11 protein-coding genes and 1 pseudogene are annotated in these 10,998 nt (G+C 68.7%); 10 read left to right on the top strand and 2 right to left on the bottom strand.

Annotation, left to right across the window (positions count from 1 at the left end):
* Positions 1–135 precede the first annotated feature (135 nt).
* From E6P78_RS23610 to E6P78_RS23600, 3 genes and pseudogenes are all read left to right on the top strand, one after another.
* Positions 136–939 (top strand): annotated as a pseudogene (locus E6P78_RS23610) (NADP-dependent oxidoreductase); the annotation flags it as partial.
* A 559-nt stretch (positions 940–1,498) separates the two neighbouring features.
* Positions 1,499–2,173 carry an HAD-IA family hydrolase gene (locus E6P78_RS23605; protein ID WP_136205620.1) on the top strand — a complete coding sequence of 225 codons (675 nt, stop codon included), beginning with the start codon at positions 1,499–1,501 and terminating at the stop codon, positions 2,171–2,173.
* Positions 2,170–3,027: an NAD(P)-dependent oxidoreductase gene (locus tag E6P78_RS23600; protein ID WP_136205619.1), complete on the top strand. Its 858-nt coding sequence runs from the start codon at positions 2,170–2,172 to the stop codon at positions 3,025–3,027. The genes E6P78_RS23605 and E6P78_RS23600 overlap by 4 nt, the downstream gene beginning before the upstream one ends.
* 37 nt (positions 3,028–3,064) lie before the next feature.
* Here the strand turns inward: E6P78_RS23600 and E6P78_RS23595 are convergent, their stop codons facing one another.
* Positions 3,065–3,625: a guanylate kinase gene (locus tag E6P78_RS23595; RefSeq protein ID WP_136205618.1), complete on the bottom strand. Its 561-nt coding sequence runs from the start codon at positions 3,623–3,625 to the stop codon at positions 3,065–3,067.
* Positions 3,622–4,662: an AAA family ATPase gene (locus E6P78_RS23590; RefSeq protein WP_136205617.1), complete on the bottom strand. Its 1,041-nt coding sequence runs from the start codon at positions 4,660–4,662 to the stop codon at positions 3,622–3,624. Before E6P78_RS23590 ends, E6P78_RS23595 begins: the two co-directional genes overlap by 4 nt.
* Positions 4,663–4,874: 212 nt before the next feature.
* Between E6P78_RS23590 and E6P78_RS23585 the strand changes: the two genes are divergently transcribed.
* From E6P78_RS23585 to E6P78_RS23555, 7 genes are all read left to right on the top strand, one after another.
* On the top strand, positions 4,875–5,072 hold the full coding sequence (locus tag E6P78_RS23585) for a hypothetical protein (protein ID WP_136205616.1): 198 nt from the start codon (positions 4,875–4,877) through the stop codon (positions 5,070–5,072).
* Positions 5,073–5,378: 306 nt separating this feature from the next.
* Positions 5,379–6,056 (top strand): HAD family hydrolase, encoded by a 678-nt coding sequence (locus E6P78_RS23580; RefSeq protein WP_168712687.1) that lies wholly within the window; start codon positions 5,379–5,381, stop codon positions 6,054–6,056.
* Positions 6,041–7,054: an alcohol dehydrogenase catalytic domain-containing protein gene (locus E6P78_RS23575; RefSeq protein ID WP_136205614.1), complete on the top strand. Its 1,014-nt coding sequence runs from the start codon at positions 6,041–6,043 to the stop codon at positions 7,052–7,054. The genes E6P78_RS23580 and E6P78_RS23575 overlap by 16 nt, the downstream gene beginning before the upstream one ends.
* A gap of 17 nt (positions 7,055–7,071) precedes the next feature.
* A complete protein-coding gene (locus E6P78_RS23570; protein WP_136205613.1) occupies positions 7,072–8,223 on the top strand; it encodes a hypothetical protein in 1,152 nt (383 codons plus the stop codon).
* Complete coding sequence (locus E6P78_RS23565; RefSeq protein ID WP_136205612.1) at positions 8,217–9,113, top strand: radical SAM protein; 897 nt, start codon at positions 8,217–8,219, stop codon at positions 9,111–9,113. Before E6P78_RS23570 ends, E6P78_RS23565 begins: the two co-directional genes overlap by 7 nt.
* Positions 9,110–10,126, top strand: a complete 1,017-nt coding sequence (locus E6P78_RS23560; protein ID WP_136205611.1) for a hypothetical protein — start codon at positions 9,110–9,112, stop codon at positions 10,124–10,126. The genes E6P78_RS23565 and E6P78_RS23560 overlap by 4 nt, the downstream gene beginning before the upstream one ends.
* Before the next feature lie 93 nt (positions 10,127–10,219).
* On the top strand, positions 10,220–10,984 hold the full coding sequence (locus E6P78_RS23555; RefSeq protein WP_240799345.1) for a methyltransferase domain-containing protein: 765 nt from the start codon (positions 10,220–10,222) through the stop codon (positions 10,982–10,984).
* The last annotated feature ends 14 nt before the right edge of the window (positions 10,985–10,998 follow it).

Below are 10,998 nucleotides of genomic sequence, written 5' to 3'. Positions count from 1 at the left end.
GCTGAAGATGGACACGCCGCTTCTCTGCTTGATCAACCTTGTTGCTAGACACCTCAAGGTTCACAGAGAGCGGCGTGTTTCACGTATCAGCCCAGCCCAGGGCACCCACACATACGGCAGGAGAGCCCCAAAACCGGCATGGCCGGAGTGCTCGGTCAGCCGCCGTTCGTGCTCGGCTGGGACGTCTCCGGCGTGGTGGAGGAAGTCGGCTTCGGCGTGACCACTCTCAAGGAGGGCGACGAGGTCTACGGAATGCCGTGGTTCCCGCGCGCGGCCGGCGGCTACGCCGAGTACGTCACCGCCCCCGCCCGCCAGTTCGCCCACAAGCCGGCGACAGTCGATCACGACCGGGCCGCCGCCGTGCCGCTCGCAGCGCTGACCGCGTGGCAGGCGCTGGTGGGCACCGCCGACGTCCGGGCCGGGCAGCGGGTGCTGGTCCACGCCGCCGCCGGTGGAGTCGGACACTTCGCGGTGCAGTTCGCCAAGCACCTGGGCTCGCACGTCGTCGCCACCGCCAGCGGCGCCCGCCACGCGTGGCTCAAGGAACTGGGCGCGGACGAGGTCGTCGACTACACCGCCGTCCGCTTCGAGGACGTCGTCCGGGACATCGACGTCGTCATCGACCTGGTCGGCGACGCCCACGACAGGACCGGCCTGCGCTCCCTGGAGGTGCTGCGCCCCGGCGGCCTCCTCGTCGCCGTCCCCGCCGGAGTCTCCCCCGAACTGGCCGACGCGGCAGCGGCCCGCGAGGTCCGGGTCACCCCGTTCCTCGTGGAACCGGACGGCCCGGCGCTCGCGCGCATCGCCGCACTCATCGACGCAGGGAAGGTCGCGGTCGCGGTCGAGGAGGTCTTCCCACTGGACCAGGCCGCCCGCGCCCACATCCACGGTGAGCACGGCCGCACCCGCGGCAAGCTCGTCCTGCGCACCACGGCCTGACCCCTCCCACCGAGCCGACCCGCCGGACAGGCCCCCGCTCGGCCTCGCTCCCGAGTACCACGAGTCCCACACCGTTCAGGACGCCGCGAACGCGACTCGTCCACGGGGAGGCGGAACGCCCTGGCCAACGGAAGACTTCGCATTCGCGGACAATACGGAGAAGGCGTCTACTCATGGGGGTCGCCGGAGGAAGCGGCACGTTACGCGGAACGGCTCCGCGGCCGTGGAGCCGACGTCGAGGTCCAATGCACCGCCCGGTTGCAGACTCGGCCGCACCGCATCGATCAATCGGTCGCCACCCCGGTTGCTCACGACCTTCAATGCATTCCCCCTCCGGGACACCGGTCCGACAAAACGAACTCGATGGCGCAAAGCCTAGTGCAGGCCGCTGACGCGGCGCCTGTTAAGCCTTGTGACGATCCTGCGGCTGCCAGCTCCGCCGACATCGGCGCAACCGGTGGGATCTTCGTCCGACGTTGGCTGAGCGATGTGATCGCCATACGGGTGCGGTCGGAGGCCGAGGTGCAGAGCTTGATCCTCGCGCCTTAGGGTGCGGGATGTGCAGCCGCCTCTGGTTCTCTTCGACCTCGACAACACCCTCGTGGACCGGCAGGGAACGCTCGCCGGCTGGGCCGCAGAGTTCACCGCCCAGCACGGCCTGGAGGACGAAGATCAGGCGAACGTCCTAGACATGGTGGCCGAGCGGGCCTATCCGTCCACCTTTGACGTGATCCGCACTCGGTACCGGCTACCCATGTCGACTGCGGAGCTGTGGCGTGCGTACTGCACCGACATCGCGGCCTTGGTGTCGTGTCAGGCCGGAGTCCTCGACGGCTTGGACGAGCTGCGTGCGGCCGGCTGGCGGGTGGGGGTGGCGACCAACGGTGCGGCGGATATCCAGCGCGCCAAGCTGCGGGCCACCGGTATCTCCGAGCGCGTGGACGGCGTCTTCGTCTCCGAGGAGGCCGACGCGCGCAAGCCGCAGACCCGGCACTTCGCCCTGGCGGCGGCCCGCTGCGGCACCGTGTTGGGCGACGGCGGCTGGATGGTCGGCGACAACCCGGTCAACGACATCGGCGGCGGACGCTCAGCAGGGCTGCGCACCATCTGGATCGGCGACGGCCGCTCCTGGCCGCCGGACGATCCCGGGCCGGACCACGTGGTGCCGCATGCACGCGCCGCCATCGACCTGCTGCTTTTGCACTCCACTGACCACACAAGGACAACGGCATGACGAGCACCATTGGGCTGTTGCACCCCGGCAGTATGGGTTCCGCCTTCGGCGCCCAGCTGCGCGCGAGAGGCCACATCGTGCTGTGGTGCCCCGACGGACGCAGCGACACAACCCGCCGCCGGGCCGAGCGCGCGGGCCTCGAAGCCGCAGCGCTGCCCGAGCTTGTCTTCCGCTCCGATGTGCTGCTCTCCCTGTGCCCTCCCGCCGCAGCGGAGGAGACCGCCAGCCAAGTAGCCGAGCTCGGCATGTCCGAAGCGGGCACGATCTATGTCGACGCGAACGCGGTCTCGCCGTCCCGCGTGGTGAGTATCGCCGACCGCCTGAGCTCGATGCCGGTCATCGACGCAGCGGTGGTCGGATCGCCTCCGGTGGGCGGCAAGTCCCCGACGCTCTACCTTTCCGGCGCCGTCGAACAGACCGACCGGATCGCCGAGCTTTTCGCCGGCACCGACGTGCACACCCACGTCCTGGGCGACTGCATCGGCAAAGCTTCCGCACTCAAGCTCGCGTACTCCAGCTACCAGAAGGTCTCCCGGGTGCTGGCTGCCGTGGCCTACGGGGCGGCGGACACGTACGGGGTCGCGGACGAGCTGCTGCTGATCGCGGCCAAGCGCACCCGCAGCTACCTCGTGGAGACCGACTACATCCCCAAGACCGCTGCTCGTGCCTGGCGTTGGGGCCCAGAGCTTGAGGACGCGGCGGCCCTTCTCGCCGACGCCGGGTTGCCGGACTCCCTTATGCACGCGGCTGCCGCGACGCTTGCCCGGTGGGACGGGAACAGAGACGAGCGGCTGGATATCGCTGAGGCCCTGGAAGCTCTGCGCCTTGAGCGGGACCCGGACAACCCGAGTTGAGCAGGTCGCATCCGCGCGGGCGCTGACGTCCTGGCTGTCAGGAGCGAGGGGGCGTGGTGCGGACGATGTCGTCGATCCTCTGTGCGGTTCCATGGGGTGCCGTCGCGTCCGTCTCCACGCGCAGTTCCCACTGGGCCCGTGGGTGAGCCGCAAGATCGGCCTGAGTGGCGTCCCACGCGGCCAGCCGGGCCGCCGTGTCGGTGTCCCCGCGCTGTGGTGAGCGGCGAGCGGTGGTCTCCTTGGAGCACCACAGCAGAACACGCACCCAGCGCGCCGGGAAGAGGGCGGTCACCTGCTCCATCCCCGCCATCTGACCGAGGTGGACGACGGGGATGCTGCCGCCCTCCATGGCCTGGTCGAGGCCGGGGCGGTCGACGACGTAGATGTTGCCGTACCGGTCGTTGCGGTAGATGACATCGCCGCGTGCATCTAGGGCGGTCAGCTGCTCTGGCGTACCCATCCGGTAGCCCTTGGTCTTCCCGGTCCCGATCTTCAGCCGGGTGAACAGTACGTACCGCTCGTCGAGTTCGGTGAGCGCCGCCGTGATCGTGTCCTTGCCCGCCGCCGGCGGCCCGTACAGCAGGATGCCCTCCCTCACTGGAACACCGTCCCGAAGACCTGGCGCACCTGGTCTGTGAGCGATATCGCGGAGCCGAGCCGGTTGTCGACAACCAAGTGCGGCACGACGGGCCGCAGCTCAAGATCGATCCCGGCGGCGTATGTGTCCCAGTTCTGGAGTTTCCAGCTGTCCCGGGCGGCGGAACGGAAGCTGATGTACTCGTGCATCGTGTCGAGGTCGCACTGAATCCAGACGACAGCAACGGTGACGCCACGTGCTTCGCAGCGGTTGATCAGGCGCCGCATCCACCTAGGGTCGGTGGTCTCGGCGATGAAGGGCGCGGAGAGGACGGTGCTGATCGCGCAGTCGACGTTCGCGTACGCGGTCTCCAGCAGACACTGGTACTCCAGCGGGCGGACCTTCTCCCGGTATAGATCGGTGTGCCGGTCGTTGGGCTCGCTGCCCATTTCAACAAGGAGGCGCTCGACGAGCGGGCGCGTGATGGGGTCCTTGTCGAGGACGGGCCATCCAGTGAGCTGCGATACGAAGCGCGCGAATTCCGACTTTCCGCTGCCCGCGTAGCCGCCGACCATCATCAGTGTCGGCCGGTTTGGATCACCGCCGGTGTGACGCCGCTTCCAGGCGTCGAGGATTCGCTGCTGGACGCCCACGCCGTCGGCGTCGTCCGCGCTCGGCGCCAGCTGGTGCAATGCCCGTTCTACGGCCAGGACGTGGGCGCCGTTCTGCGGTTCGCTCGACGCGGTGAACTTGAGCTTCGTGGCCTCGTCGGGCAGTGCGTTACGGAAGCCGAGTTCGGGCTCGGTCGCACGGTACAGAAGGCAGTACGCGCGACGGTAGTGCGGTCCGGGATAGACCTCTCCCTGCTCGTGCTGCCACAGCGTCTGAAAGTTGGCCGCCGGCACCGTGAGCCCCGCAGCCCGGGCCACCTCGCGCAACTGCTCGCCCGCGCCTTCGAGCGTCAGGCCGTGAGCTTCGCGTTGTTGTCTCAACTTGTCCGGGCGCCACCCCGGGCGACTCTTACCCACCGCGCCTACCGCCTGCCCATCCCTGGTCATGATCCGGAGCCTAAGTCTGCCTGTCATGAACCCGTGTGTAAGCGGATGTTGAAAAGTCAGGTCGGCCAGCCATGAGCTGCTGATGAGCAGCTTCAGGAACGGCTTGTGATACTCCGCACAGCTCCGAGCCGCTGTCATGGTCACACCGACGCGGTCGTCCCAGTAGCCGCCTCGGTCTCCACTATTCGTCCGAGATCGAAGGGGGCTCCGCAGTGGCTGTCGATGTTGCTGTCCTGCTGCTCCTCGGCATCGTGATCGTCTTCTTGTGCCGCGGAGGTGGGCTCAAGGCGGGTCACGCCGTTGTGTGCGCTGTTTTCGGTCTGTATCTCGCCGAGACCCACAACGTCGGCCCGTTCGCGAAGGACGTCACGGCGTCGATCGCCGGCTTGCTGTCAGGGCTACGGCTGTGAGCGCGCCGACGGCATCGCCGGGCCCTGGCGACCCAGCGTGGCCTCGGCCTGGTGACAGTCAAGTCCTCCTTCCTCGTCTGTCAGACGCCCGAAAAGGCGTCATCTGGCCACAGCCCAGCCAGCCGGAGAGTTCGGTTCTGCATGAGATCACCGATCTACCGATGGAGGCTCACCATGCGCTATCCGCCGACGGGCACCTGCATGTCGACGAGTCTGTCCGCGCCCGCCACACATCCAGTGGGTGACGTACTGCTTGGCCCTTCACCGCAGCAGAGTTCCGCTGCTCCGGCTCCACACCCGACCGCAGTGATACTCGATCTATTCGGCACGCTCGTCGCAGCCCCGAGTGTGGTCGAGCGGAGGGCTGCCGCTGCCCAGTTCGCCGCGATACTGCGCGTGTCCCCGGCGGTCGCCGAGTCGGTGCTGTCCGGCAGTTGGCAGGCGAGGCACGACGGGCAGATGGCGTCCACCACCGAGGTGGCGGTTCACCTCGTCGCCCGCTGCGACGCCTCTGCGGGCTGTGTGAATGAGCTGGAAGTGCTCCTGACCCGGCTCGCCCATGTCCGTCTCCAGGCCGATGCCTCTCTCCTGCGGGCGCTGGAGCAGCTTCGGCGCGGTGGCACCAGGCTGGCCGTCCTCAGCGACGCGTCTCCGGACATCGCCGAAGCGTGGAGCGCAAGCAACCTCGCGCCGCACTTCGACGCTGTCGTGTTCAGCTGCCGGGCGGGGGCGGTGAAGCCCGACCGTCTGCTCTTCCGGGCGGTCCTCCGAGACCTCGGTGTCGCCCCGCCGCAGGCCCTCTACTGCGGCGACGGCGGCGGTGACGAGCTTGGAGGCGCAGAGCGGGCCGGCATGCGTGCCATGCGCGTGGAGCGTCGGGGCGGGCCGAGTGGCCTCGCGTTCGGCGAGACCGCTTGGTCCGGCAGGGCGATACCCGACGTGGAAGCTCTCCCCACCTTGCTGGACAGATGGGGGCAGCGATGACCGGCCCGGACGCGTGGGCAGTTGAGAACGGAGTCCTCAGCCGACTCCCCGCTCCGGTCGCCATGTCCTCGGCACCCGACACGACGCTCATCGAGACACGCTTCACGGGATTGTGCGGAAGCGACGTCGCGAAGCTCAATCACCCTTGGCAAGGACAGTTGCCGGAACCGTGGTACCCCGGGCACGAGATCGTCGGTGTCGACACGGAGACAGGTGACTGGGTCGCAATCGACCCGCTGGTCTCCTGCCGCTCGTGTCACTACTGCGACCGCGGCCATGTCCACCTCTGCCCACGACTCCAGCGCATCGGGTGGGATCTTCCCGGAGGTCTCGCCGCCTGCGTACGGGCGCCCCGCGACAGCATCGTCCCGCTTCGCCACCTGCACGATCCCGCGCACGGAGTCCTCGCCGACCCGATGGCGGTGGCCCTGCACGGAGTCCGCTGCGGGCTACGTGTGCCCATGGGGCGGCTCGGCATCATCGGGGGCGGCGTCCTTGCGGTGTGTACGGCCATCTGCGCGGCGGAGGCGGGGTGGGACGTGCACATGCTGGTCAGGGAACCCTCGCGATCGCATCAACTGCGCTACGTCCTCGACCGGCACATCACTCTCCACTCTGCCGAGTTGCCGACGTGCGACGCCGTCGTGGACGCCGCGTCTGGTCACAGCGACGCCCCCATACGCCAGGCGCTGAAGGCTGTTCGTGACGGGGGAACGGTTCTCGTCCAGAACGCCTACGCGCCCCGCGTCGTTCTCTCGGTCCCCCTCCGGGACGTCTTCCGTCGCTCGATCACCCTGCGCGGCTCCTTCTCTTACTGCCGCGCGGACGGCCACGACGACTTTCGAGACGCCATCGACGTGATCGCCAAGGGCGGCGACTGGGCCGCCCTGATGACCCGAGATCGATTCCCCCTCGGCGAACTGCCGCAGGGACTGGCGGCCCTGGACAACGAAGCCCGTCATCGCCCCTTCAAGGTCCTGCTCACATCCGACACGTGACGGAAGGAGCCCACGCCATGGCGGTCACAACGCCATTGCTGGCCCACAAGATCAACTCGCCGGCCGACATTCCACCCCAGGACGTCCACGACGGGATCACGCGCATCCTCGCCCTACCGGAGGGCCACACGCGCGACGTGATGCTGGGAAGCGTCCTGACGGGACTGCTCCTGCGGGGGCCACGGTTGGAGGAGGTCGAGGCCGCTGTCCAGGCCGCGACATCCCTGGACCGAAGCAACTGGGACTTCCACCAGCCGCCGGAGGGCATGCGGTTCGTCGGCTACACGGGCAGCGGGAAGAAGACCTTCAAGACGATCAACCTCAGTACCGCCGCCGCGCTGGTGGCGGCCACCGGGGGAGCACACGTCGCCAAGCTCGGATCGCGCAGTGCGTCGTCGAAGACCGGGTCCCGCGACTTCATCGACCTCGTGGGCGCGACGAGCGACATGGTGCCGCACCAGGAGATGGTCGACATCACAGCGGAGACCGGCTTCGGGTTCTTCTCCATCGAGAACCGCGTGCCCGAGTTCGACCGTCGCTACGGCGGCAGGTTCCAGGCCGTGCACGCCCTCAGCCTGGCGTTCCCCGCCCTCCTCAGCCCGGTCACCTGTTCCGCCTACGTGTACGGCCTTTCGCACCCTGCGGTCGGCGCTTCCGCCCGGCTGCTCTCCAGACTCGGCCTGCCCGACGTGACGGTCATCAACTCCAGCCTTGGCAAGACGGTCCAGGTCGACGAACTGATCCCCGGAAGCACCGTGCGAGCCTGCCGCATCAACGCCGGCGACGAGGACCTGACCTTCAACGACGAAGTACGCAAGGGCGCGTCCTCGATGCCGCAGGACCTGATGTCCGTCACCCAGCACGAGGACCCTCGGGAGAACGTCGCCGCCGCGATACGCCTACTGGCAGGCCATGACACCAGTCAGGCGCGGAACGCGGTCGCCCTCAACGCGGCTTTGCTCATGGTGATGTCCGAGGCGGTGCCCACCGTCCAATCCGGCATCGACACGGCACTCACGATCATCGACGCCGGCGCGGGTCTGGACACGCTGCAGCAGTTCCTACGCCTCACCGGCGGTGCCCCGGACAAGCTCCGCTCGCTCCTTCGGCACGTCACCCCGACAGCCCTCCTGGTCAGCCCTGGCAACAAGGAGAAGGCCCCATGCTGACGCACGACGAACTCGCGATCGTTCACCTGGTCCTCAACACCGACTGCAACGCCTGGGACCTGGCACCGACCAGCGCCTCACCGGGTGTGTGCCGGTTCTGCTATCGGGAGCGCAACCGGGTCAAGACGGACCCGGACACCGTCCGGAGGGTCATCGACCAGGTCCGCGCCGAGTCCGAAGCCCACCGGGTCGTGTTCACCGGCGGCGACCCCGTGATGCCCTACGACAACCACCTGGAGGTCGCCCTCCGGCACGCGCAGGAAGCCGGCTTCGAAACCAATCTCCACACCAACGGGCTGCTCCTGAGCGGCCGTTACGCGGGGGTGCGCGACCACGTGACCCTCTACTCCCTGGCCATCGACGGTCCGGAGGCGGACTCGGCTGACTGGTTCCGCGGGCAGGGCTACTTCGAACGGTTCCGGTCCAACATCGAGTTCCTCGTCGCCGACCGGCGCCGACTCGCCTTCAACACGTTCACCACGGCCGCGTCCGTGCGGGAGCTGCCGCGGCTCGCGGAGTTCGTCGCCGGCATCGCTGACCGCACGGAGGTCGAGTACTGGCTGATCTCCCAGTACAGGCCCATCGGCCGTGCCAGCGCGGGCAAGGCGGAGCTCTACGGCTTCGAGCGGGATGACTTCGTCCGAGCCGTGGACGGGGTGCGCGGTGCCGTCGCCCCGGTGGAGATCTTCGCCCAACCCACACGGGCGCCCGAGGACCCGTACCCGTTCCGCGTCTGGGTCCTCGCCGACGGAACGGTTACCGCGGACCTCGGCAGCGTGGCCGCGCCCCGCAACGCCGTGATCGGGGACCTACTGGCCGACGGCTTCGAGCCACTGGTCCGCCGGGCCTTCGCCCTACGAGAGCAGCCTCAATTGGAGGGGATCGCATGAAGTTCGACACCGCGTACTACGAGAGCGTCATCGACCAGCACCAGTACGAGCATCTTGGCCTCGGCACCATCGACTTCGCCCTCGCGGGGATGAGCCCCGGCGACCTGCACACGAAGTGGGTGTGCCACACCGGTGCGCGGGAGTTCGCGGACGCCGTCTCGGCGGGTCGGCCGACGATCGTCACCACTGGCGTCGGGCTCGGCGGGCCGCCGCACGCCGGCACTCTGTTCCAGCTGCTGCGCGCAGTCAAGCTCCAGCAGTGCGGGCTCGACGTGCAGATCGTGCTCGGCGACCTCGACTCCTACAACGCGCGTCGCACGCCGCTGGACGCGGTGCGCCGCCTGGCCAACCAGTACGAGGAGTTCGCGCTTGGGCTCGGCTTCGACCCAAGGCGCGGTGTACTGCGCCGGCAGGAGGGCGAGACCGACGTCATGGCCACCGCGTTCCTGCTCTCGCGCCATCTGGACGACGACGACTTCCAGTGGGCCGAGGAGGACCTCGCCGGGCTCTACCGCAACCACGGCGTCTTCGACCACCTCAACTACGGCATGAAGCAGGCCACGTTGCTGATGGCCGCTGACTTCGTGCACCTGCTGCGCGAAGGACGGCACGTGCTGGTGTCCCTGGGCGTCGACGAGCACAAGTACGTCGCCCTCGCCCGGCGCGGGGCGGAACGCTGGGGTCTGCCCGCAGACCGGCTGGCCGGCATCTACACCAAGATGATCCCGGGCCTCGGGGGCCTGCCGAAGATGAGTAAGAGCATCCCCGGCTCCGGAATCGACGGCTCCATGCCCGCCGAGGACATCAGGGCCCTGCTGGCGGCGGACACCGACTCGGCACCCTCCGACGACGGGTCGGCCCTGCTCCAGATGTACGCGTGTCTGCCCGAGGTCGGCCAGGCGGAGTACGACCGCGCCTCCGCCGCGCGGCTCGCCGGAGACCGGGAGTGGCGTGTGATCCGCGAGGAGCTCGTCGAACGCCTGATCACGCTGTTCTCCTGCTGGCCGAAGTAGCAGGCCCCCTTCGGGGGAGCGCCGAACTCGCGGCTGTAGCAGGCCGTGTGCCCTCTGCCGCACCACACACCCGAGCAAGCAAGGAGTCTGACTGTGCACGCGGACACCACGACCACATCACAGCCCCTGACCGGCCCCGATGCCCCGCGGCTCCCGGCCCTCTCCGAGTCCTCGCAGTCGATAGGCGGCCCCGAGACCTTCTTCATTCGCCGCGGCTACCGCAGCCGGAGCGAGGTCGAGTACTTCCTTGACGAGACGGACGACACCGTCACCTGGCAGCCCGACGTGTACCCCTACGCCGCCGAGCGGGCCAAGGAGCTCGGCCGTGACGTCGTGATCGACATCGGCTGCGGGCAGGCGGGCAAGTTGGCCTCGCTGGCCGTCGCGCACCCCGACTGGACTTTCGTCGGCGTGGACTTCGGGGACAACCTGCGCTGGTGCCACGACAACCACCCCTTCGGACAGTGGGTGGAGGCGGACCTCGAATCGGCAGAGCGGCTGCCGCTCGACCCGGACCTCGTTCGCCGGTCGGTGGTGATCTGCTCCGACGTGATCGAGCACCTGGTGGACCCGGCCCCGGCCCTGTCCCTCATCCTGGCCCTGCTGCGGGAGGGCAGCGCCGCTGCCGTCCTGTCGACACCGGCCCGTGAGTGCCGCAGCGGCTACGACACTCCTGGACCGCCGCGCAACCCCAGCCATGTGCGGGAGTGGGCAAGCGACGAGTTCCAGGCGCTGCTGCGGGCGTCCGGATTCGAGATCCACTACGCGGGCCTCACCCGAAGCGACGACGCCTCCAACGGTCTGTCCACCCAGCTGCTCCTCGTCGGTGTGGGAGGGACGGAGGTGGGAGAGCAGTGACGGCGGTTCCCCGG

The organism is Streptomyces sp. A0958 (assembly GCF_004795035.1).
In the GTDB taxonomy this organism is placed as follows: Bacteria; Actinomycetota; Actinomycetes; order Streptomycetales; family Streptomycetaceae; genus Streptomyces.
Note: the sequence above shows the minus strand (reverse complement) of the source record. Positions and strands in the feature narration are given on the sequence as shown.

Bases quoted from the DNA above. Each gene is read 5' to 3' on its own strand.
- E6P78_RS23600 (WP_136205619.1), top strand. From the start codon at position 2,170: ATGACGAGCACCATTGGGCTGTTGCACCCCGGCAGTATGGGTTCCGCC.
- E6P78_RS23590 (WP_136205617.1), bottom strand. From the start codon at position 4,662: ATGACCAGGGATGGGCAGGCGGTAGGCGCGGTGGGTAAGAGTCGCCCG.
- E6P78_RS23575 (WP_136205614.1), top strand. From the start codon at position 6,041: ATGGGGGCAGCGATGACCGGCCCGGACGCGTGGGCAGTTGAGAACGGA.
- E6P78_RS23570 (WP_136205613.1), top strand. From the start codon at position 7,072: ATGGCGGTCACAACGCCATTGCTGGCCCACAAGATCAACTCGCCGGCC.
- E6P78_RS23565 (WP_136205612.1), top strand. From the start codon at position 8,217: ATGCTGACGCACGACGAACTCGCGATCGTTCACCTGGTCCTCAACACC.
- E6P78_RS23560 (WP_136205611.1), top strand. From the start codon at position 9,110: ATGAAGTTCGACACCGCGTACTACGAGAGCGTCATCGACCAGCACCAG.